At 64.2% G+C, this 22,182-nt stretch carries 20 protein-coding genes; 15 read left to right on the top strand and 5 right to left on the bottom strand.

All coding sequences use genetic code 11. The annotated features are described in order from the left end of the window. Nucleotides 1-91 precede the first annotated feature (91 nt). From SD196_RS01260 to SD196_RS01250, 3 genes are all read left to right on the top strand, one after another. Entirely contained in the window at nucleotides 92-1,135 is a 1,044-nt protein-coding gene (locus SD196_RS01260) for a virulence RhuM family protein (RefSeq protein ID WP_416310980.1), read from the top strand. Next, nucleotides 1,132-4,236: a type I restriction endonuclease subunit R gene (locus SD196_RS01255; protein ID WP_416310979.1), complete on the top strand. Its 3,105-nt coding sequence runs from the start codon at nucleotides 1,132-1,134 to the stop codon at nucleotides 4,234-4,236. Before SD196_RS01260 ends, SD196_RS01255 begins: the two co-directional genes overlap by 4 nt. 532 nt (nucleotides 4,237-4,768) lie before the next feature. Further along, on the top strand, nucleotides 4,769-5,365 hold the full coding sequence (locus SD196_RS01250; RefSeq protein ID WP_275609685.1) for a hypothetical protein: 597 nt from the start codon (nucleotides 4,769-4,771) through the stop codon (nucleotides 5,363-5,365). A gap of 42 nt (nucleotides 5,366-5,407) precedes the next feature. On the opposite strand, the gene SD196_RS01245 is transcribed toward SD196_RS01250, so the two are convergent. Both SD196_RS01245 and SD196_RS01240 read right to left on the bottom strand, forming a co-directional pair. Continuing rightward, nucleotides 5,408-6,139, bottom strand: coding sequence for a hypothetical protein (locus SD196_RS01245; protein ID WP_416310978.1), 732 nt, complete (start codon nucleotides 6,137-6,139; stop codon nucleotides 5,408-5,410). Nucleotides 6,140-6,204: 65 nt separating this feature from the next. Beyond that, a complete protein-coding gene (locus tag SD196_RS01240; RefSeq protein ID WP_275609683.1) occupies nucleotides 6,205-6,384 on the bottom strand; it encodes a hypothetical protein in 180 nt (59 codons plus the stop codon). 165 nt (nucleotides 6,385-6,549) lie between these two features. Between SD196_RS01240 and SD196_RS01235 the strand changes: the two genes are divergently transcribed. After that, complete coding sequence (locus tag SD196_RS01235) at nucleotides 6,550-6,984, top strand: CBS domain-containing protein (RefSeq protein WP_371232418.1); 435 nt, start codon at nucleotides 6,550-6,552, stop codon at nucleotides 6,982-6,984. An 18-nt stretch (nucleotides 6,985-7,002) separates the two neighbouring features. Here SD196_RS01235 and SD196_RS01230 read toward each other — a convergent pair whose 3' ends face one another. After that, the gene (locus SD196_RS01230; protein ID WP_416310977.1) at nucleotides 7,003-7,740 is read right to left on the bottom strand and encodes a metallophosphoesterase; all 738 of its coding nucleotides are present in this window, start codon (nucleotides 7,738-7,740) and stop codon (nucleotides 7,003-7,005) included. A gap of 59 nt (nucleotides 7,741-7,799) precedes the next feature. Beyond that, complete coding sequence (locus SD196_RS01225) at nucleotides 7,800-8,705, bottom strand: LysR family transcriptional regulator (protein ID WP_275609680.1); 906 nt, start codon at nucleotides 8,703-8,705, stop codon at nucleotides 7,800-7,802. A gap of 118 nt (nucleotides 8,706-8,823) precedes the next feature. Here SD196_RS01225 and SD196_RS01220 point away from each other — a divergent pair, with 118 nt between their 5' ends. The 4 genes from SD196_RS01220 (at nucleotide 8,824) to SD196_RS01205 (ending at nucleotide 13,994) form a co-directional block, all read left to right on the top strand. Then, nucleotides 8,824-9,357 (top strand): ester cyclase, encoded by a 534-nt coding sequence (locus tag SD196_RS01220; protein WP_275609679.1) that lies wholly within the window; start codon nucleotides 8,824-8,826, stop codon nucleotides 9,355-9,357. Between the two features lie 11 nt (nucleotides 9,358-9,368). Beyond that, nucleotides 9,369-10,370: a polysaccharide deacetylase family protein gene (locus SD196_RS01215; RefSeq protein ID WP_275609678.1), complete on the top strand. Its 1,002-nt coding sequence runs from the start codon at nucleotides 9,369-9,371 to the stop codon at nucleotides 10,368-10,370. A gap of 307 nt (nucleotides 10,371-10,677) precedes the next feature. Then, a complete protein-coding gene (locus SD196_RS01210) occupies nucleotides 10,678-12,903 on the top strand; it encodes a TonB-dependent receptor (protein ID WP_416310976.1) in 2,226 nt (741 codons plus the stop codon). Between the two features lie 14 nt (nucleotides 12,904-12,917). Next, nucleotides 12,918-13,994, top strand: a complete 1,077-nt coding sequence (locus tag SD196_RS01205; RefSeq protein WP_416310975.1) for an ABC transporter substrate-binding protein — start codon at nucleotides 12,918-12,920, stop codon at nucleotides 13,992-13,994. 142 nt (nucleotides 13,995-14,136) lie between these two features. Here the strand turns inward: SD196_RS01205 and SD196_RS01200 are convergent, their stop codons facing one another. Beyond that, nucleotides 14,137-14,868 carry a class II aldolase/adducin family protein gene (locus SD196_RS01200; RefSeq protein WP_416310974.1) on the bottom strand — a complete coding sequence of 244 codons (732 nt, stop codon included), beginning with the start codon at nucleotides 14,866-14,868 and terminating at the stop codon, nucleotides 14,137-14,139. A 340-nt stretch (nucleotides 14,869-15,208) separates the two neighbouring features. Here SD196_RS01200 and SD196_RS01195 point away from each other — a divergent pair, with 340 nt between their 5' ends. The 7 genes from SD196_RS01195 to SD196_RS01165 all read left to right on the top strand — a co-directional run bounded on the left by SD196_RS01195 (nucleotide 15,209) and on the right by SD196_RS01165 (nucleotide 22,128). Next, nucleotides 15,209-16,363, top strand: a complete 1,155-nt coding sequence (locus SD196_RS01195; protein WP_343576346.1) for an LLM class flavin-dependent oxidoreductase — start codon at nucleotides 15,209-15,211, stop codon at nucleotides 16,361-16,363. Between the two features lie 17 nt (nucleotides 16,364-16,380). Next, a complete protein-coding gene (locus SD196_RS01190) occupies nucleotides 16,381-17,436 on the top strand; it encodes an ABC transporter substrate-binding protein (protein WP_343576344.1) in 1,056 nt (351 codons plus the stop codon). 84 nt (nucleotides 17,437-17,520) lie between these two features. Next, nucleotides 17,521-18,576, top strand: coding sequence for an ABC transporter substrate-binding protein (locus SD196_RS01185; protein ID WP_343576342.1), 1,056 nt, complete (start codon nucleotides 17,521-17,523; stop codon nucleotides 18,574-18,576). Continuing rightward, nucleotides 18,563-19,774 (top strand): MFS transporter, encoded by a 1,212-nt coding sequence (locus tag SD196_RS01180; RefSeq protein ID WP_343576340.1) that lies wholly within the window; start codon nucleotides 18,563-18,565, stop codon nucleotides 19,772-19,774. Before SD196_RS01185 ends, SD196_RS01180 begins: the two co-directional genes overlap by 14 nt. A 2-nt stretch (nucleotides 19,775-19,776) precedes the next feature. After that, on the top strand, nucleotides 19,777-20,535 hold the full coding sequence (locus SD196_RS01175) for an ABC transporter permease (protein ID WP_343576338.1): 759 nt from the start codon (nucleotides 19,777-19,779) through the stop codon (nucleotides 20,533-20,535). Continuing rightward, a complete protein-coding gene (locus SD196_RS01170; protein ID WP_343576336.1) occupies nucleotides 20,532-21,293 on the top strand; it encodes an ABC transporter permease in 762 nt (253 codons plus the stop codon). The genes SD196_RS01175 and SD196_RS01170 overlap by 4 nt, the downstream gene beginning before the upstream one ends. A gap of 40 nt (nucleotides 21,294-21,333) precedes the next feature. After that, nucleotides 21,334-22,128, top strand: a complete 795-nt coding sequence (locus SD196_RS01165; RefSeq protein WP_343576532.1) for an ABC transporter ATP-binding protein — start codon at nucleotides 21,334-21,336, stop codon at nucleotides 22,126-22,128. Nucleotides 22,129-22,182 lie beyond the last annotated feature (54 nt).

The raw sequence follows: 22,182 nt of genomic DNA, 5'->3' as shown, positions 1-22,182 counted from the left end.
TGATTACTAGTGGCCACCGGTAACCATCAAGTTACACGAATACGTTTGGGTGTATGTGCACACATTGCTGGTATGACACGAGAAAACGACGATGCCCAAGCACAACCTGACATTGCGCGACCAAACCACCGAGTTTCTGCTCTACACCGCGCCCAATGGCACGATCAAGGTAGAGGTGCTGCTCAGCAATGAGAGCATATGGCTGACGCAGAAGCGCATGGCCGAGCTGTTCGGTGTGGGCGTACCGGCGATTTCCAAGCACCTGAAGAATATTTTCGACAGCGGCGAACTGGAGGAAGAGGTGGTTGTTTCCATTTTGGAAACAACCACTGAACACGGCGCAATGGCAGGGCTGACGCAAACCCAGCAGGTGAAGTACTACAACCTGGATGCGGTGATCTCGGTCGGCTATCGGGTCAATTCAGCACAGGCGACGCAATTTCGCATCTGGGCCACGGCCTTGATCAAGGAATACATCATCAAGGGCTTTGCCATGGATGATGAGCGGCTGAAGAATGGCCGCTACTTCGGCAAGGATTACTTTCGTGAGCTGCTGGAGCGGGTGCGTTCCATTCGTGCCAGCGAGCGACGTGTTTATCAGCAGATCACCGATATTTTCGCCGAGTGCAGCATCGATTACGACCCGAGATCCGAAACCACTCGGTTGTTCTACGCCCATGTGCAGGACAAGTTTCACTTCGCGATAACCGGCCACACGGCTGCCGAAATCATCGCTTTGCACGCCGATGCCAGTAAACCCTTGATGGGCATGAGCACCTACAAGAATGCGCCAGATGGCCGCGTGTTGAAGTCGGATGCGGCGGTGGCGAAGAACTACTTGAGCGAGGCGGATATCAAGAAGCTGGAACGCGCCGTTTCAGCGTTTTTCGACTACATCGAGGGCATCATCGAGCGCCGCAACACGTTCACGATGGAGAGCTTTGCTGAAAGCGTGAACAAGTTTCTGGCCTTCAATGAATACCGCATTCTCGAAGGTTACGGCACGGTATCGCGGCAGCAGGCGGAGCAGAAGGCGTTCGCCGAGTATGAAAAATTCAACAAGCAGCAGCGCATCGAATCCGACTTCGACCGTGAGGTGAAGAAGCTGCTGCAAAAAAGGGACCTGCAAGAATGAGCGACTACGCAGCCATCGCTGAATTAAACAACTTCATCGTTCTGGAGCAGTACATCAAGGCCGTGCAGGTTGCCGAGGGCTACCAGAGCGAAGGCGATCTGGAGCGCGAGTTCATCGATGACTTGCAGATGCAGGGTTATCAGTATGCGCCTGGTCTGACCACCCACGATGCCTTGCTGGCCAATGTGCGTGCGCAGCTACAAACCCTCAACGACGTGCAGTTTTCCGAGGATGAGTGGGATCGTTTCGTTGAAAACTGGTTGAACAAGCCTAGCGACGGCATCGTCGAGAAAACCCGCAAGATTCACGACGACTACATCCACGACTTCGTCTTTGACGATGGGCGCATCCAGAACATTTATCTGCTGGACAAGAAGATCGTCCAACGCAACAAGCTGCAGGTGATCAAGCAGTTCGAGCAGAAAGGCAGCCATGCCAACCGCTACGACGTGACGATTCTGGTCAATGGCTTGCCCCTGGTGCAGGTGGAGTTGAAGAAGCGTGGCGTGGCGATTCGCGAGGCGTTCAACCAGGTGCATCGCTACAGCAAGGAGAGCTTCAACAGCGAACATTCCCTGTTCAAGTTCCTGCAACTGTTCGTCATCTCCAACGGCACCGACACGCGTTACTTTGCCAATACCACGCAGCGCAACAAGCACAGCTTCGACTTCACCATGAACTGGGCGAAAGCCGATAACAGCCTGATCAAGGATCTGAAGGACTTCACCGCCACCTTCTTCCAGAAAGACACGCTGTTGAAGGTGCTGCTGCGCTACTCAGTCTTCGATACCAGCAACACGCTGCTGGTCATGCGCCCATACCAGATCGCCGCCACGGAGCGCATTCTGCGCAAGATTCACTGCGCGTATCAGGCCAATAAGGGGAGTACTCGCGAGGGCGGTGGTTTCATCTGGCACACCACGGGCTCCGGCAAGACGCTGACCAGTTTCAAGGCCGCCCGCTTAGCCACCGAGTTGCCGTTTATCGACAAGGTGTTCTTCGTGGTGGATCGCAAGGATCTGGATTACCAGACCATGAAGGAGTACCAACGCTTCTCCCCGGAAAGCGTGAATGGCTCGGATAGCACGGCTGGGCTCAAGCGCAACCTGGACAAGGACGACAACAGAATCGTCGTCACCACCATCCAGAAGCTCAATAACCTGATGAAGAGCGAACCCGACCTGCCCATTTACGGCAAGCAGGTGGTGTTCATCTTCGATGAGTGCCATCGCAGCCAGTTCGGCGAAGCGCAGAAGAACCTGAAGAAGCGCTTCAAGCAGTTCTATCAGTTCGGCTTTACTGGCACACCGATCTTCGCAGGCCACAATGCGTTGGGGGCCGAAGATACGGCCAGTGTGTTTGGCCTTGAGCTGCATTCATACGTGATCACAGATGCAATTCGTGATGAGAAGGTGCTCAAGTTCAAGGTCGATTACAACGATGTGCGGCCACAGTTCAAGGCCATCGAAACCGAGCAGGACGAAGCCAAGCTCAGTGCAGCGGAAAACCGGCAGGCCTTGTTGCACCCTGAGCGTATCCGCGAGATCACGCAGTACATCCTCAACACCTTCCGGCAGAAAACCCATCGCCTGCAAGCGGGCGGCAAGGGCTTCAACGCCATGTTCGCGGTCAGCAGCGTGGAAGCGGCCAAGCTCTACTATGAGTCGTTCAAAGCGTTGCAAGAGGGCAGTGACAAGCCATTGCGGGTGGCCACGATCTTCTCCTTCGCGGCCAATGAGGAGCAGAGCGCGGTCGGTGAGATCGAGGACGAAAGCTTCGATGTTTCCGCGATGAGCAACAACAGCGCCAAAGAGTGCCTGAACGCGGCCATTGCCGATTACAACGCGCTGTTCAAAACCAACTTCAGTGTGGACAGCAAGGGCTTTCAGAATTACTACCGCGACCTGGCCAAGCAGGTCAAAGCCAGGGAGATCGATCTGCTGATCGTGGTGGGCATGTTCCTCACCGGCTTCGATGCACCCACGCTCAATACCTTGTTCGTCGACAAGAACCTGCGTTACCACGGCCTGATTCAGGCTTACTCGCGCACCAACCGCATTTTTGATGCGTCCAAGACCTTCGGCAACATCGTGACCTTCCGCGATCTGGAGCAGGCCACCATCGACGCCATCACCTTGTTCGGCAACAGCAATACCCGCAAGGTGGTGCTGGAGAAGAGCTACAAGGAATACATGGAGGGCTTTACCGATGTGCTGACGGGTGAGGCGCGGCGTGGTTTCGTCGATGTGGTGGCCGAGCTGGAACAGCGTTTTCCCGATCCGACGGCGATTGAAAAAGAGTCCGACAAAAAGGCCTTTGCCAAGCTCTTTGGCGAGTATTTGCGCGTTGAGAACGTGTTGCAGAACTACGATGAGTTCGCCAGCCTGAAGGCCTTGCAGAGCCTGGACATGAACGACTCGGCGGCGGTCGAGGCGTTCAAGGCCCGGCACTATCTAAGTGATGAAGGCCTCGCCGCCCTGCAAGCGATCACGATGCCGGCAGAGCGCAAGATTCAGGATTACCGTTCGACCTATAACGATGTGCGGGATTGGTTGCGTCGTGAAAGAACGGGCGCCGAGAAGGAAAATTCCACCATCGACTGGGATGACGTGGTCTTTGAGGTGGATCTACTCAAATCCCAGGAAATTAATCTGGATTACATCCTGGAGCTGCTCTTCGAGCACAACAAGAAAACCAAGAGCAAGGTTGAGCTGGTCGAGGAAATGCGCCGAATCATTCGAGCCAGCTTGGGTAATCGTGCGAAGGAAAGCCTGGTGGTCGATTTCATCAATCAAACCGACCTTGACCAGATCGACGATGCGACCAGTGTGATCGAGGCGTTCTATGCCTATGCCCAAGCTGTGTTGCGGCAGGAAGCCGAGGAGCTGATCGACACGGAGAGCCTCAATGCAGAGGCTGCCAGGCGCTACATCACGACTTCGTTGCGGCGGGAATATGCCAGCGACGCCGGAACCGAGCTGAACTCCATTCTGCCCAAGATGAGCCCGTTGAATCCCCAATTTCTGTCTAAAAAGCAAAGCGTCTTCCAAAAAATCGCTGTTTTTGTTGAGAAGTTTAAGGGCGTAGGTGGGGCGATCTAGCTCGATCCTCCATCCGATCCGAAGATTGAATCGCGACGGGGCTTTTTCAACAGAAGTGGCCAGCCAGGTTTTCCCCTGGCCAATGGCGGATATAACGGCTGGGGCGCCTGATCGGTTGAGGCTCCGGAGCAGAGTAGGAGTTCCGATTCATTGCCATAATTTTGCCACACTCGGGGCGCTTAACCTGGCGAAGACACGCTTAGGGTGGCTAAAGCAACTCTTTGATTTTTCAGCTATTACAGGCTAACGTCTTGGCCGTAAAGGGTGACTTTTAGGACTTCGAACGCAGGGGTCGTGGGTTCGAATCCCGCCTGGTGCACCATCTACCTGTTTCGAGAGTGCCTCAGGCAATCTGCAGAACCGCCTGAAAAGCCCGCGCCGAGCGGGCTTTTCCGTTTCTGGCGAGCAGCCGCGCAGACCACGCCTGCCGGCTGCCGTCGGGGCCAGGAAACCCTCGACGCCATACGATTCATCTTCGCCAGCAAAGGCTGTATAAGCCTCCGCCATCGTGCGCGAAAAGGATAAACCGCCAATGCTTCGGCTCCTGATGCCAGCCCTGCTCCTGGCCCTTGCCGGTTGCGCCACCAAGCCGCCTGCCAATCCCGACAACCTCTGCGAAATCTTCCGCGAAAAGCCGAAATGGCACGAGGCGGCGCTGAAGATGCAGAAGCGCTGGGGAGCGCCGATCCAGGTGCCGATGGCGATGATGTACCAGGAGTCCTCCTTCAAGCACGACGCCTTGCCGCCCCGCTATTACTTCCTCGGTTTCATTCCCTGGGGCCGGGTCAGCTCCGCCTACGGTTACGCCCAAGCCAAGGACGAGACCTGGGCGGACTACAAGAAGGATGCCGGGGACTGGGGCGCCGACCGCGACGACTTCGCCGACGCGCTGGACTTCATGGGCTGGTACATGCAGAAGACCTACAGCGTCAACCGCGTCTCCAAGTGGGACGCCTATGCCCAGTACCTGAACTACCACGAGGGTTGGGGCGGCTATCGCAATCGCAGTTACGACGCCAAGCCGTGGCTGAAGAACGTGTCGCAGAAGGTCCAGGCGCGCGCCTCGCTATACAGCGCCCAGTACAAGAGCTGCCAACAGGAGCTGTCGGACGACGGCTGGTTCTGGTAGCCCCGAACGCTCGAACTACGGCGCAGGGGCGCGACGCTGCCGTCAGCGCCCCATGATCCGCCGGTACTCGTCCCGGTATTCCTCGTAAGGCAGGTTGCGCTGCTGCAGGTCGAGGATCTGCTGCTCCTGGCTTCGCGGTGGGGCGGCGTGGGCGACGGTTTCGACCGCTGTCGGGGAGACCGGAGCGGGGACGCTCCGTTGCGGAGGTACCGGGGCTGCGGGAGTCGTGGGCGACGGCAGCGGGCGGGAAGGACGGGCGACCAGCAGTGCGCCGGTGATTTCCTCGACGATCTGCTCGGACACAGCATTCAGTTGCGCCGCCCCCATCGAGGAGAACAGGTCGCCGGTGGACTCGGCCTCGCTGTCATAGCGGCGCGAAGCGAGCAGTTGGCCGGTGAGACCGTCGTGGTAGCGCACGGTGGAGGTGATCCACTCGCCATCTTCAGCGCGCGGGCGGTTGTTGGCGCTATGGCCGGCGCCAACCTCGATCACCACCAGGGTGGACAGGGTTTGCGTGGCGCGCGGCTCGCCGTCCTGGACCGACAGCTGATAGTCCGCCGAATCCGCCTCTTCGCGCAGGGCCTCTCGCCAGTTGCTCATGAGCGTGCGCCAGCGCGGGTTGGCCGCCACCTGGGCATCCGGCTGGAAGTTCACCACCAGGCTATGGCGGGTATCGCGGTACAGGGAAATCGGGGCGCCGCGCTCGTCAGTGCGGACCGAGGAGGAGCAGCCGCCCAGCAGGGCGAGGCTCAGGATGATGGGGAGGTAGCGCATGGTGGTCCCTCTTCTGATCTGGGGCATTCTGCCAGCACTTCATGACGCAAAGAAGCCGTCTGGAATCAGTCCTCCGGCCAATCGTCCTCATCGTCCAGACCCGACTGGTATTCCTCCGGCTCATCGTCATCCGGATGGTCGTCGAAGTACGCCGCGTCCGCGTCCAGCAGGCTGTCGAGGTCGTCGTCGAGATCGAGCAGGTGGTCATGTTCGGGCTCGGGGAGGTCGCGGTCGTCGTCAGTCATGGCCGATCAGAAAGCAGGAGGGGAAGGACAGTATAAATCGCGCGGGCGGAGCTTGACGCTTTCAATGGTGTCCGCGCCGCTTTCCGACCTTGCCGGATCGCCATCTGTCCACGATTCTCTATGAACCTCGGGCATCGCGCCGTGAGACGACGAAAGGGGGCAGGAATGAAGAATGTGGCTCAGCTGTTGAACGCCAAGGCGGACCAGCAGGTTTACACCATTGGCCCGGACGCACTGGTGATCGACGCATTGCGCCTGATGGCGGACAAGAACCTCGGCGGCTTGCCGGTGGTGGAGGCCAACCAGGTGGTCGGCTTCTTCAGCGAGCGCGACTACGCCCGGCGCCTGGCGCTGAAGGGGCGTAACTCGGAGGACACGCCGGTTCGCGAGGTGATGACCGCGCCGGTAATCACCGTGGAAACCCACCTGAACATCGACAAGTGCATGAGCATCATGACCGAGCGCCACCTGCGCCACCTGCCGGTGGTCGAGAACGGGGAGCTGCTGGGCCTGCTGTCCATCGGCGACCTGGTGAAGGCGGCCATCGCCGAACAGGCCGACCTGATCCGCCAGCTGGAGCAGTACATCCGCGGCGAGTGAACGGATGCCGGCGGCCGCTCAGCGCGAGGTCGCCGTCTCCACCTTCCCGCAGTGCATGTCCACCAGGCTCAGGACGCCGTCGGCGTAGCCGCTGCCGGTGTCGATGTAGTGCGTGTTGCCCAGTCGACGTACCCGGGTCTGCGCCGTGTGGCCGACATACAGACGCTCCAGGCCAGGCACCGGCGTATCGTCCTCGCCCTCGATGCGGGTGCGCGCCCACATCGCCAATGCCGCCGCGCTACGCCGGGCGGCGCTGCCCAGCTCCCCGGCCAGGGCGGCCATGCCGCTGTCCCAATCCGGGAAAGCGGGTGAGATCGGCGGTTCGGCGTGGACGATGCCGACGCGCCGACCCTCCGCGACTTCCACCTCGATGACCAACGGCAGGCGCTGCAGGCGCCGGGCGATGCGCTTGCGTTCATCCTGCGGCAAGGCGTAGAGCCACACGCCGCCGTTGCGGTAGTGCAGGTCGCGGTCATCGCCAGCCAGCACCGAGTCGATCACCAGTTGCTCATGGTTACCGCGTACCGAGGCGAACCAGGAGTGCTCCAGCCACTCCAGCACACGCGGCGAATAAGGTCCGCGGTCCACCAGGTCGCCGGCGGCAAACAGACGGTCAGCGGCGCTATCGAACGCCACCCGTTCCAGCAGGCGTTCGAGCAGTTCGAAATGGCCGTGCACATCCCCCACCACGAAATCGCGTCCACGCAGATTGCGCGGGAAGCGTTGCAGGGGGCGTTCCGGCAGGAGGGTATTCATTGCCAACTCCAGGTTGTGCGAGAACTCACTTTACCAGCAGCAAGCCCGCCCCAGAGCTGTTACGACGAAAGTTCCGGCCTCTCGCCCAACTGCTCGCGAAGAAATTCGATGAACGCACGAACCCTGGGCGGTACATGCCGGGCATGGGGGTAGAGTGCATGCAGCGGCGCGCTGGGCACGCGGTAATCCGGCAACACCCGTCGCAAGCGGCCGGCGGCGATGTCCTCGCCCACGTCCCAGATCGATTTCAAGGCGATGCCGCCAGCGGCGAGCAGCCACGCATGCACGGCACCGCCGTCATTGCTCAACAGGCTGGCCTGCACCCGCACGGCGATGCGCTCACCATCGGCGGCAACGAATCGCCACTCGCTGCGGGGCTGTTCGCCATTGACGATACAGCGATGGCGCAGCAGCTCGGCCGGATGCGCCGGTTCGCCATGCGTCTCCAGGTACGCAGGCGCCGCGCACAGTACACGGTAGTTGTCCGCCAGTGGCCGCGCGATGAGCGACGAGTCCTCCAGCGCACCGACCCGCACGGCCATGTCCAGCCCGCCTTCGAGCAGGTCGATCAGGCTGTCGCTCAGTTCCAGCTGCACCGACAGTTGCGGATGAAGCTGCTGGAATCGCGCCAGCAGCGGGGCGATCCAACGGCGACCGAAGTCGATCGGCGCGGTCAGGCGCAACAGGCCATCGATGCTCTCGCGCCGGCGCGAGATCAGTGCGTTCGCCGCATCCACCTCCGCCAGGATACGCAGTACCTGGGCATGGAACAGCGCCCCCTCCTCGGTCAACGCCTGTCTCCGGGTGGTGCGCTGCAACAGGCGCACACCCAGGCTGCCTTCCAGGTGAGCCAGGCGCTTGCTGATCACCGCCAGGGACACATCCAGCTCGCGCGCCGCGGCGGACAAGCTGCCGGCGCTGACGATACGGTCGAAGGCCACGAGATTGACGAGGTTATCGATCATTCGACCAACTCTTCACGAAACAGAAAGAATGCATCGACGTATCTAGCGTATTTCCATCGAAACCCGCAACAGAGAATGACGGCTACCGCGCCTCGAAGCGCCCTGACCGGAGTTCGCCATGCCTCATCTTCGCCCCCTGCTTGCCACCCTGGCCTTGTTCGCCGCCGGCTCGGCCATCGCCGCCAGCCCTCCCCTGCTGGAGCCCGGGCAACTGATTGCCGACGCATCACTGCCCAAGCCCCGGCTCGATGCGCAGATCCTCGCCGCACGCCGCTACGCCACGTTCTGGGACAGCGGCGACCCTGCACTCGCTCGTCAGGCGTTGGCCGAGAGCTTCACCGACCGCACCCTGCCCGCCGGTCGGCCACAAGGTATCGAGGGACCGCTGAAGGCCTCGGCCATGATGAAAGCCGCGATCCCCGACCTGCACTGCCGTATCGAGCAGATGCTGGTGACGGGCGATCGCGTGGTCCTGCACCTGCGCTTCAGCGGACGCTTCACCGGCCCCTTCCTTGGCCACCAGGGTGCGGGACAGGCCGTGGACTTCATCGCCACCGACATCTATCGCATCGCCGACGGCCGCATCACCGACAACTGGCACATCGAAGACAACCTCAGCCTGCTGCGCCAGCTCGGCGTGGTGTCGAACTGACGGAGGCCAGGATGAGCACCGAGCACAATGGCCTCGGCCGCCGAAGCTTCATCACCCAGGTCGGCGCCGGCGTCGGCGTCATCGCCGCCGGCATGGCACTGGGCGCAGGCTCGGCCGGCGCGGCGACGCCACCCCGGAGCAGCAAAGCCACCGCCAGCGCACGCTTCTGGCCCGGCGGCATCCGCCTGGTCATCTCCATCTCCATGCAGTTCGAAGCGGGTGGCCAGCCGCTCAAGGGCACCGACAGCCCGTTCCCCCGCGTGGACTTCCCCGACAGCGTACCCGCCGACGCCGCCGCCAACAGCTGGTTCGCCTATGGCTACCGCGAAGGCATCCCACGGATGCTCGACCTCTGGGACCGCCACGGGATCAAGGTGACCTCGCACATGATCGGCGAAGCCGTCCGACACAGCCCCGACCTGGCGCGGGAAATCGTCCGGCGCGGGCACGAGGCCGCCGCCCACGGTCCGCGCTGGAGCTCCCAGTACGCGATGAGCCGCGACGAGGAGCGCGCCTTCCTCATCGCCGCCCGCGACATGGTGGAGGAAGTCACCGGCCAGCGCCCCCAGGGCTACAACTGCAACTGGCTGCGACGCGGGCCCAATACCCTGTCGCTGCTGCAGGAGCTGGGTTACCGCTACCACATCGACGACCTCAGCCGCGACGAGCCATTCATCGAGCCCGTGAACGGCCGGGACTTCGCGGTGGTGCCCTACACCCTGCGCAACAACGACATCCTGCTGGTGGAGGGGCGCAACTACTCGCCCAGCCAGTTCCTCGAACAGATCAAGCTGGAATTCGATCAGCTCTACCAGGAAGCCGCCAGCCGGCGGCGGATGATGTCCCTCAGCGCCCATGACCGCATCAGCGGTACGCCACAGATGGTTCGCGCCTGGGACGCCTTCCTGGAGTACGCGAAGCGCCATCCGGGCGTCGCCTTCCTGCGCAAGGACGAGATCGCCCGGATCACGCTGGAGAGTCCGCAGAGCCTGCGGGAAAGCGAGGTCATCTGAGCCACCGCCCTGCGCGTTCCGCGCAGGGCCTTTCCCTTGCTGCCGCGCTGCTGCCCAGGCAGCGACACGCCAGCACGGGCTGCTTCCCCAGCAGCACAGAATCCACAAGACCTAAGAAATTCCCTTATAGATCAACACATTGAGATCAAACCCAAAAGCGGTACGGATGTTGCGATAGCCCCTGCAAGCCAACCGGCCTTATCACGCGTGAGCCAGCACAAGAGCAACGCAATAACAGCTAGATGCCTTGCGGCGACGACCGAGCACCACAGAGCCGGCCGTCCTTTCGCCGCCCCTTGGGGACACCATGTTCAAACGCAGTACCCTTTCCCTCGCCATCGTCCTGAGTCTGGGGGGACTCGCCAGCCAGAACGCCGCGGCGGACGACAGCGACACCCAGCAGAACAACGACACCAGCGCCGCGCCCACCCTGGGCAAGGTGGTGGTGACCGCGCAGAAGCGCGAAGAGTCGGTGCAGGAAGTGCCGGCGCCGATCACCGTGCTCAGCGGCGAGAAGATCCGCGACGCCTCGTTGCAATCGGCCAATGAAGTGACCCGCTACACGCCCAACGCCTCGGCGGGCACCACCGACGGCCACGGCCGTCCGCGCTGGTGGATTCGCGGCCTGGGCACCGGCGACCAGGGCGCCAACACCGTCAGCCCGATCGGCATCTACGTCGACGACGTGTACATCGCCAACATCAGCGCCACCGGCTTCCCGCTGTTCGACCAGGAGCGCGTGGAGGTGCTGCGCGGTCCGCAAGGCACGCTGTGGGGCAAGAACACCACGGGCGGCGCGATCAATTTCATCTCGCGCAAGCCGACCTTCAGCCCCGAGGGCTATTTCAAGGTCGACATGGGCAATTACGCCAACCGCATCGTCGAGGGCGCGGTGAGCGACGCGCTGGTGGACGACAAGCTGGCTGGGCGCCTGTCCTTCCATCACCAGGGCCGCGACGGCTACACCGAGAACATCAACGACAACGACGACCAGGGCGCGCTGGAAGACGACGCCGTGCGCCTGCAGTTCGCCGCGAGGATCAACGATGACCTCGACGCCAACCTCAACCTGCACGCCCGCAGCTACCACGACACCGCCAGCTACAACACCGTCAGCTACGGCACCCGGCCCAACGGCACCAACCAGTTCGGCTATTCCATTGACCCGAAGCTGGGCAAGGCCAACTTCAACGCCAAGTACCAGGCCGAGATCGACCAGTTGGGCAGCAACCTCAACCTGGTCTGGCAACTGGGCGACCTGGAGCTGACCTCCATCACCGCCTTCGAGCACTTCACCCGCGACGGCTGGACCGACAGCGACAACACCCCGCTGGAACTGCAGCGCAGCTACGGCTACGCCGACAGCCAGCAGTACTCCCAGGAGTTTCGCCTGGCCTCGCCGCGCACCGACCGGCTGAACTGGGTGCTGGGCTTCCACTACTTCAACGAGGACCTGCAGGCGGAAAGTGTCAACGCGGCGCTGACCAACCCGTACATCCCGCGCTCCTACAACAACGTCAGCTACGACCAGCAGACCGAGAGCTACGCCGTCTTCGGCAGCACCACCTACAACTTCACCGATGACTTCAGCCTCACCGCCGGCCTGCGCTGGACCCGCGAGACCAAGGACATCGACCTGCTGCGCCTGCAGAACCGAGGCCCCGCGGTGTTCGGCGATGGCGACTGGTGGAAGCAGGACAACGTCCTCTCGCAACTGGTCGCCAACGCCAGCCAGGACGAGAGCAACACCTGGAGCGACTACAGCTGGGACCTGACCCCGGAGTACCGCATTTCCGATAACGCCCGGGCCTACTTCCGCTATGCCCGTGGCTTCCGCTCCGGCGGCTACAACACCGGCGTGACCAGCCAGGCCACCGTCGCCACGGTGGACCCGGAATACCTCACCTCCTACGAGCTGGGCCTGAAGTCGGAATGGTTCGATGGCCGCCTGAACGCCAATACCAGCCTGTTCTACTACGACTACGAGGACATCCAGCTCAACATCGTCACCGCGGTGAACAACCAGACCGTCTCGCGCCTGGCCAACGGCGCCCAGGGCGAGGCCTACGGCGCCGAGTTCGAACTGGAAGCCATCCCGCTGCAGAACCTCCACGTCAACTTCGGCCTGGGCCTCTTGCACACCGAGTTCACCGACTACACCTCGGGCAAGGACGACTATTCCGGCAACAACTTCGTCCGCGCACCCAACGTCTCGGCCGTGCTTGGCGCCGACTACCGCATCCCGCTGAACGTCGGCGGCGCGGTGATCCTCGGCACCGACTGGAACACCCGCAGCCGCCAGTACTTCTTCACCAACGACCAGAGCGCCAACATGCGCTCCGGCGGTTACACCCTGGGCAACGCGCGGGTGACCTACGAGTTGCCGGGCGAAACCACCCGCGTCACTGCCTATGTGAACAACCTGACCGACAAGGAATACCGCAACCACACCCTGCCGGGCGGTTTCCAGACCGCCGCCGTGATGTTCGGCGACCCGCGCACCTTCGGCGTCTCGGTCACCACCGACTTCTGAGCGAGGTAACGACCATGTCCCTGATCCATCGCACGCTGCGCTGGCTGCTGCCGGCCGCCGCCCTGCTGCTCGCGGGCCACGCCCTGGCCGCCGAGCAGCCGACCACCCTGCGCATCGCCACCGTGGCCTATGCCAATGCCGGGCAGATCACCTTCAACGGCCCGGCCTACGTCATCGACCGCGACAAGTGGCTGGAGCAACAGCTGGCCCAGCGCGGCATCAAGCTGGAGTGGGTGCCCGCCGCCACCGCCTCGGTGGGCACCTTCGTCAACGAGGAGTTCGCCAACAAGCGCATCGACTTCGCCTTCTACGGCGACCTGCCATCGATCATCGCCAACGCGTCCGGCGTACAGACCCAGCTGATCGTCCCCGGCGGCATCGGCAACAACGTCTACCTCGTGGTGCCGCCGGGCTCCACGGCGAAATCCATCGCCGACCTCAAGGGCAAGCGCATCGCCCTGCACCGGGGACGGCCGTGGGAGCTATCGTTCGCCAAGCTGCTGGAAGCCAATAGCCTTCGCTTCGAAGACTTCCGCATCTTCAACCTCAACCCCCAGGCCGGCGCCGCCGCGCTGAGCGCCGGGCGGGTGGATGCCTTCTTCACCCTGAGCGACGCCTTCCTGCTGGAAGACAAGCAGGTCGGCCAGATCATCTGGTCGAGCAAGGAGGCCCCGGCGGACTGGAAGATGCGCGCCGAAGTCTGGGGCGCACGGGACTTCGTCAAGGATCATCCCGACCTCACCCAGCTGGTGGTGGACGCCTACCTGAAAGCCGCGTGGTGGGTCTCCCAGGACGCCAACCAGGCGGCGTACCAGGAGGCGCAATCGCGCTCCGGCGTGCCGCTGAGCGTGCTGCAACGCGAGGTGGCTGGCGAGCCCTGGTCGGCGCACTTCTCGCCGATCTACGACGAGGCCCTGCGCAAGCACTACGCCGACGGCATTGCCTACAGCCAGCAGGCCAGGCTGATCCGTGGCGAGGTAAAGGTGGAGGACCTGCTGGAACCGAAGTTCGTCGAGCAGGGGCTGAAGAGCCTGCAACTGGAGAGCTTCTGGCAGCGCAGCGCCGGGCCATCCGTCGCGGCCAAGCCCTGACCTGAGCGGAGGAGCGAGCTTGCTCGCGAACCGACTCCACAGGGGGGGCATTCGCAAGCAGGCTCGCTCTTACAAGAAACCTGTCGATTGGCAGACATGAAAAAGCCCTCGCTAGAGGGCTTTTTCCTTTCTCAGGAACGGCTCAAGCCGCCGCTTCCAGCAGCTTCTGCCCTTGCTCCCAGAGGCCGGTCATTTTCCACTGCTGCTCCAGTACGCCGGGGCCGAATTCCTGGGAGCCGCCGAGGCCTTCGGCGAGGCCCTGGAAGTAGGCGCCCTCCTCGATCAGCAGGATCAGTTTGGACGCCTTGATCAGGTCCTCGCCCCAGAAGGTCGCGCCGCCGTTGGCTTCGAGGATGGCCGGGGTGTGCGGGTTCTCGGCGATCCTGTCGAGGATGAACAGCGGCTCCGGCTGGCGGCGGTCGATGTAGATCGGCAGCTCGCGGGCCAGGGTCACGCGCTGGGAGGCGGCGTAGCGGATCGGCAGCACGCGGTGGGCACTGGCCCAGCCGCCGAGGTAGGGCGTGTGCACGTGGATCACCACGTTGATTTCCGGGCGCGCCTGGAAGATTGCCGCATAGCGCTTGCCGTTGCCGCCGGCGCCACGACCGCTGAGCGGGGTCGCGCCGGCGATGCTTTCGTCAAGGATCACGTCGCCGTCCCAGGTCGAGATCACCGCGCGGATTTCCTGGTCGTCCGCCCAGGGGTTGGGAGCGTGGACGGCGATCACCTTGTCGCTGTCCGGCACGCGCACATAGGCCTGGTAGGTGTTGGTGGCGGTGAGGGTGCGGCTTTCCTTGAGCACGCGGAAGGCCTTGGCGAAGTCGCGGCGGACCTGTTCGAGCTGGCTGGCGAGTTTCGGGTCGAGGGTGGACATGGAATGCCTCCTGGCAGTCGGGGATGGATGAACCGCGTGGCGGTGTTCCACTAACTGAGCAGGACTTGTGCCACTAAAAAATATCCATACAAATCATCTAATTACGAATCATCAGAGCGGACGGAAGGCCACCAAAGGCCCGAACACCGCCGAAACTGCTGCCCGCCCAGCATCCCCTGCTGCCCCACTGCTGCTGTACAGACAAACGCCCTGCTGCTGTACCAGCACACCACCCTGAAAGCCCCGCCACGTCTAGCCTCCAGCCTTTGGGCACAGCCCTTGCTCAAGACCCTGCACGAGCAGCACGACGCTGCCCCCTGCAAAGCAAAGGAGCAAGCCCATGAGCACCGAATTCTTCTGGCGACTGCCGCTGGGCAGCGACGGTCCCTATCTCGCCTCGGACAAGAACAACCGTGGCAGCCACATCGAGCGTCCCGGCAACATCGCCCCGGGCCGCCTGCCCAACGGCGAGCCGGACGGTTTCACCTACATCGACTACATCGCCCAGGTGGCCAAGGCCGCCGAGATCGCCGGCTTCGAAGGTGCGCTGCTGCCCACCGGGCCGGAGCCGTGGATCGCCGCCGCCGCGCTGGCCCGCGAGACCCGCCGGATCAAGTTCCTGATCGCCTTCCAGGCCGCCTGGACGCTGCCGGCCTACGCCGCGCAGCAGGCGGCGATCCTCCAGCACCTGTCCCGCGACCGCCTGGAGTGGAACATCATCACCGGCGGCAACCCCGCCAGCCAGCGCGCCAACGGTGACTTCCTCGAGCACGACAAGCGCTACCAGCGTACCGGCGAGTTCCTCGACATCATCGACGGCCTGTGGAAGAACGATCAGTTCTCCTACCAGGGCGAGGTCTACCAGCTGGAGAACGGCTCGCTGCCCATCGCGCTGAAGCACGTGCGCAAGCCGGGCGTGTACTTCTCCGGCTTCTCCGAGCCGGCTCTGGACGTCGCGGCGAAACATGCCGACGTCTACCTGAACTGGGCCGAGCCCATCGACAAGCTCAAGCCGCACCTGGAGCGCGTGCGCGAGCTGGCCGACAAGCAGGGCCGCGAGATCCGCTTCGGCATCCGCATCGACCTGTTCGCCCGCGAGACCGAAGAGGCCGCCTGGAGCGAGCTGCGCCGCCAGTACGAGCGCATCGATGCGCGTACCAGCGCCTTCATCAAGAACTTCGCCACCGGCTCGGATTCGGTCGGTGCTGCGCGGCAGACCGCCTACCACCAGAACGTCGAGCGCTTCGACGACCTGATCATCGGCCCCAACCTCTGGGCCGGCTTCGGCAAGGCCAAACCGGGGCCGACCATTGGCCTGGTGGGCAGCCACGAGAACGTCGCCGAACGCCTCGCCGAATACCGCGATGCCGGTTTCTCCACCTTCATCCTCGCCGGCAACCCGCACCTGGAAGAAGCCCTGCGGATCGGCCAGGAAGTCCTGCCGCTGGTCCAGGGCAAACGCGCCGATGTCCACGAACTCAAGGCTCGCGCCTGAGCCACAAGGAGCTGAACATGTCCCGTCCCCTCGATACCCTCTGGTACACCCGCTGCCCGGTACCCACCGGCCTCGGCATCGCCGTGCAGAAAGGCTGGCTGGAAGAAGCCCTGGCCGAGCAGGGCACGCAGATCAAGTCGCTGCGCGAGTCCGCTGACCAGGCGGTGCGCGAGTCGCACTTCGACCACACCCTGCAGAACTCGGTGCGCCACGGCGGTAACATCCCGGCCATCTGGGCCCGTGCCAGCGGTCGTGAAACCCGCGTGATCGGCCTGTCCTGGGCCGATGAAGCACAACTGATCCTGACCACCGCCGAGAGCGGTATCCGCAGCGTGCGCGACCTCAAGGGCCGGCGCTTCGGCCTGCCGGACTGGAGCGGCGCGCAGATCGACTTCACCCGCGCGCAGGCCATCCGCGGCCTGGAAAACGCCCTGCGCCTGGAAGGCCTTGAAGTGCGCGACCTGGAGCTGGTGGACTTCGGCCTGAAGGGCACCTTCAGCGACGAGGCACCGGGCAACATCGTCGGCATCACCGGCCACGGCGGCAGCCGCCGACGCAGCCAGAACCCCGAACTGGTCGGCCTGCTGCGTGGCGAAGTGGATGCGATCTTCCTCAAGGGCGCCCACGCCGTGCAGCTGGCGCAGCAATTCGGCCTGCACACGGTGATCGACACCGGCGCCCACCCCGAGCCGCTGATCCGCTCCAACAACGGTACGCCGCGCACCCTGAGCGTCGACCTCAACCTGCTGGAGCAGCATCCCGACGCCGCCACCGCGATCCTCGCCTCGGTGCTGCGCGCCGAAGACTGGGCGCACCAGCACCCGGATGACACCCGCCGCTACCTGGCGCGGGAAACCAACAGCAGCGAGTTCTGGGTCGCCACCGCTTACGGCGAAGACGCCCATCTGCGCCTGCGCACCAACCTGGACGAAGGCTCGATCCTCGCCCTGCAGGACTTCACCGACTTCCTGCAGCGCTGGAACTTCATCCCGGCACGCTTCGACGTGCGCGAGTGGATCGACCCGCGCCCGCTGGAAGCCCTGCGCAGCCGCCTGGCACAGAAGACTGGCTGATCAACGTCACGAGGGCGATTCCCTCTGTTTCCCGACCTGGCCCCCGCGCGACGGCGCGGGGGCTTTCACCCCCGACGGACACCCATGAGCACACCGCTGGAAACCCTCTGGTACACCCACAGTCCCGTTCCCACGGGCCTCGGCATCGCCGTCGAATCCGGGCGCCTGGCCCAGGCCTTCCGCCCCTTCGGCACGCGCATCCAGTCACTGCGCGAGTCATCCGAGCGCGAGGTGCGCGAGGCGCATTTCGACCATCACCTGCCCTACTCCGTCCGCCACGGCGGCAACATCCCGGCCATCTGGGCGCGCGCCAGCGGCGCGCGTACGCGGGTGGTCGGGCTGTCGTGGAGCGACGAGGTGCAGCTCATCGTCAGCGCCCCGGACAGCGGCGTGCGCAGCATCCGCGACCTGCGCCACCGGCGTTTCGGCCTGCCGAAGTGGGCCAACGTGCAGATCGACTTCACCCGTGCCCAGTCCCTGCGCGGCCTGGAAAACGCCCTGCGCCTGGAAGGCCTGGAAGTGCGCGACGTCGAGTTGGTGGACTACCCCTACGGCGGCACCTTCAGCGACGACCCGGTGCGCCACGTGTTCGGCGCCCAGGTGGCGCTCAAGGGCAACCGCGTGGTGCAGCGCAACAACGAACTGATCGGCCTGCTGCGTGGCGACATCGACGCGATCTTCCTCAAGGGCGCCCACGGCCTGCAGCTGGCCCATGAATTCGGCCTGCACGTGGTGCTGGATGTCGGTTCGCACCCCGAGCCGCTGGTCCGCTCCAACATCGGCACGCCGCGCACCCTGACCGTCGACCAGCAATTGCTGGACGAACATTTCGATGCCGCCGTGCGGGTGCTCGACACCGTGCTGCGCGCCGAGCAATGGGCCTGGGCGCACCCGGAAGACACCCGTCGCTTCCTCGCCCGCGAGCTCAACACCAGCGAGTTCTGGGTGGCCAGCGCCTACGGGGAAGACGCGCACCTGCGCCTGCAGACCAACCTGGCCGAGCGCTCGGTCAACGCGCTGCGCGACCTCACCGCATTCCTGCAGCGCTGGGAGTTCATCGGCAACCACGTCAACGTGGACGACTGGATCGACCCGCGCCCGCTGGAAGCCCTGCTGGGGAAGATCGATGTCGCCATCTAGCCCGGCGCGTCCTGGCGCCTTCCTGCTCAATTTCATGCTGCTGGCGGCCTTCAGCGGCGCCACTATCGGCATGGCGAAGATCGTCACCACGCTGTACGCCATCAGCATCGGCGCCAACGCCATGCAGATCGGCATCATCTCGGCGATGGAAGCCCTCGGCATGGTGATCCTCACCCTGCCCGCCGGCTTCGTCATCGCCCGCTTCGGCGCGCGCCGGGTGTACTTCCTCGCCAGCCTCGGGCCGATGCTGCTGAACCTGGCCATCCCGCTGTTCGGCGGCTGGTTGTGGCTGGCCTTCGCGCGGCTGCTGATTGGCCTGTGCATCCCGTTCCGCATCGTCGCCATGAACAGCGCCTTCCTGCGCCAACTGAAGCGCATCGGCAACGACAAGGCCGGCTGGTATCGCGGCTCGCTGACCCTGGGCATGGGCCTGCTCGGGCCGCTGCTGGGCAACTGGCTGAGCGGCGCGACGAGCTTCACCTGGGGCTTTGCCGCCATCGGCCTGTGCTTTGGCCTGATGGCCTTCTACAGCCTCGGTTTCTGGGAAGGCGAGGCACCCAGCGAAGACGTACCCGTCGCTGCCGCCACCGGTGGATTGCTGCAACAGGTCGGCGCCATGCTGGCCAACGTCGAGATCGCCGAGAGTTGCCTGATCGAGCTGCTCAGCGCCGCCACCGGCGCGCTGTTCGGCACCTTCATCCTGCTGCTGGCGATGGACGTCGCCGGGCTGTCGCAAGGCCAGGCGGTGAGCCTGGTGATGATCCAGGGCCTGGCCTCGGTGCTCGGGCTGTTCGGCTTCGGCTACCTGATCGAGCGCAGCGGCCGGCGCCTGGCCTACATCGGCAGTCTCGCTGCGGCGCTGGCCGCCCTGCTGTTGCTTGGCAGCGCGCACAACTACTGGCTGCTGGCCCTGGGCGGCGTGCTGCTCAGCGCGGCGGCGGCACTCATCCACCTGGTGAACATGGCCCAGCTGGGCGAGCACGCCATGGACAAGAGCAAGATTTCCGGGCTGTTCAACCTCGCCTCCATGTCCGGCAGCTTTTCCGGCGCGCTGCTGGGTGGGGCGATCAGCCACTTCGTCGGGCTGGGCAACCTGTTCCTCTGCTGGATTCCCCTGGTGCTGCTGGCTGCGCTGTTCTGCTGGCAACGCAAGCTGCGCCGCCACAGCGCCGGGCCGCTGCTCGGGCAGGAGGGTTGAGCATGACTCGCCCCCTGGATCGCCTGAGCTGGTTCGCCTCGCCCCTGCTCCTGCTGCTGGCCTGGTTCGTCGCTGCCCGCGCCGGCTGGTTCCCGCCGCAACTGCTGGTGCCGCCGGCGGAAGTCTGGGCCAGTTTCAAGGACCTGCTGGCCAGCGGCGAACTGCGCGAGCACGTGCTCAACAGCCTGTCGCGCCTGGCCATCGGCTTCTCCATCGGCGCCGTCGGCGGGCTGTTGTTCGGCACCGCCATGGCCCTGTCGAAAACCGTGGAAGCCTACTGCGCGCCGCTGTTCCACACCCTGCGCCAGGTGCCATCGATCGCGCTGATCCCCATGTTCATCCTGTTCTTCGGCGTGGAGGAAACCTTCAAGATCCTGATCGTCACCAAGGCAGCCTTCTTCCCCGTGGCGCTGGCCGCCAGCGAGGGCGTGAAGGGTATCCCGCGCGGGTACTTCGAGGTCGCCAGCGTGTACCGCCTGCCGCTGTGGAGCCTGCTGCGCGACGTCGCCTTCCCCGCCGCTGCGCCGCCCATCGTCACCGGCCTACGCATCAGCCTGAGCCGCGCCTGGATGGTGCTGGTGGCCGCCGAGCTGCTGGCCGCCGACAGTGGCCTGGGGCAGATGATCGAGCTGAGCCGGCAGATGCTGCGCATCGACATCGTGATGGTCGGCGTGGTGGTTACCGGCGCCATCGGCTTCATCCTCGACTTCGCCTTCCGCCTGCTGGAAAAGCGCCTGCTGCGCTGGAGACCGACGCCATGATCCATCACATCAAACGCCTGCGCGGGCTGGTGCTGCCGGCGCTACTGATCGCCGCCTGGCACTGGCAGTCACAACAGGGCGCCAGCGCGGCCTATGCCTTCGTGCCGCTGGAGCGCATCGGCGCCGGCTTCGCCGAGCTGATCGACACCGGCGAGCTGTGGTTGAGCGTCGCCGCCAGCCTGCAACGCACCTGCCTCGGCCTGCTGCTGGGCGTACTCGCCGGCTTCACGCTGGGCGCCGGCATGGCGCTATCGCGGCCGCTGGAGCGGTTGTTCGCGCCGCTGTATCACACCATCCGCCAAGTGCCGATCCTCGGTCTGATCCCGCTGATCGCCCTGTGGTTCGGCAGCGGCGAGCCGTCCAAGGTGCTGATCGTCAGCCTGGCCGCCTTCTACCCGATGACGCTGAACGCCTTCGAGGGCTTCCGCGACGTGGAGAAGCGCTACCGCGAAGTCGGCCGTCTCTACGCCTTCGGCCCCTGGCAGCAGTTCCGCGAGGTGCTGCTGCCCGGCGCGCTGCCCAGCCTGAGCAACGGCGTGCTGCACGCGCTGGCCTTCGCCTGGGTCAGCTCGGTGGGCTGCGAGCTGTTCCTCTCCACCGGCATGGGCCTGGGCAACCTGATGATGAACGCCGAGACCGGCTCGCGCATGGAGATCGTGGTGATCTGCGTGCTCAGCATCGGCCTGCTCGGCTACGCCATGAACCAGCTGTTCGCCCGCGCCGCGCGCCACCTGCTGCGCTGGCGCAACCTGCGCTAGCTCTTCTCGAATTCGGCCTTTTGCCATGAGTGCCCAGACCATGAACGCGATTCTCGACCCCGCCATTCTTCCGGCCCAGCAGGCGCAGCACGGCGCGCTGGCCATCCAGGGCCTGAGCAAGGCCTATTCCATCGACGGCCGCAGCCTGCCGGTGCTGGAGAACATCGACCTGGCGGTGCGCCCCGGCGAGTTCGTCAGCATCGTCGGCGCCAGCGGCTGCGGCAAATCCTCGCTGCTGCGGCTGATCGTCGGGCTGGAGAACGACTACAGCGGGCGCATCCTGCTCGACGGCGAGGCCGTGACCGGCACCAGCCTTGCGCGCGGCATCGTGTTTCAGGACCACCGCCTGTTCCCCTGGAAGACCGTGGAAGAGAACATCGCCCTGGCGCTGAAGAACCAGAAGCTCAGCCGCGCCGAGAAACGCGAGCTGGTCGCCGATCACCTGGAACTGGTGGGCCTGACCGGCTTCGAGCAGGCCTACCCGCACCAGCTCTCCGGCGGCATGGCGCAACGCGCCGCCATCGCCCGCGCACTCATCACCCGGCCCAAGGTGCTGCTGCTGGACGAACCCTTCGGCGCTCTCGACGCCCTCACCCGCGTACGCCTGCAACATGAGCTGCAACGCATCTGGGTGCAGCAGCGCAGCACCATGATCATGGTCACCCATGACGTGGAAGAGGCGCTGTACCTGGGCGACCGGGTGATCGTCATGGACGCGCGACCGGGGCGGATTCGCCATGAGGTACGAGTGGACCTGCCGCACCCGCGCCAACGCGGGGATGCGCTGCTGCAACGGCTCAAGGACGAATTGCTGGGCGAGCTGATGCAGGGCTAGGCCGGCGCGTCCCGATCCGTCCGTATATCTGTCATCGGCGACCTTTCTCCGCGC

Origin of the sequence: Pseudomonas macauensis, assembly GCF_047902425.1 — a bacterium.
GTDB lineage: Bacteria > Pseudomonadota > Gammaproteobacteria > Pseudomonadales > Pseudomonadaceae > Pseudomonas.
The sequence above is the reverse complement of the archived record's forward strand: the minus strand, read 5'-3'. Positions and strand labels throughout refer to the sequence as shown.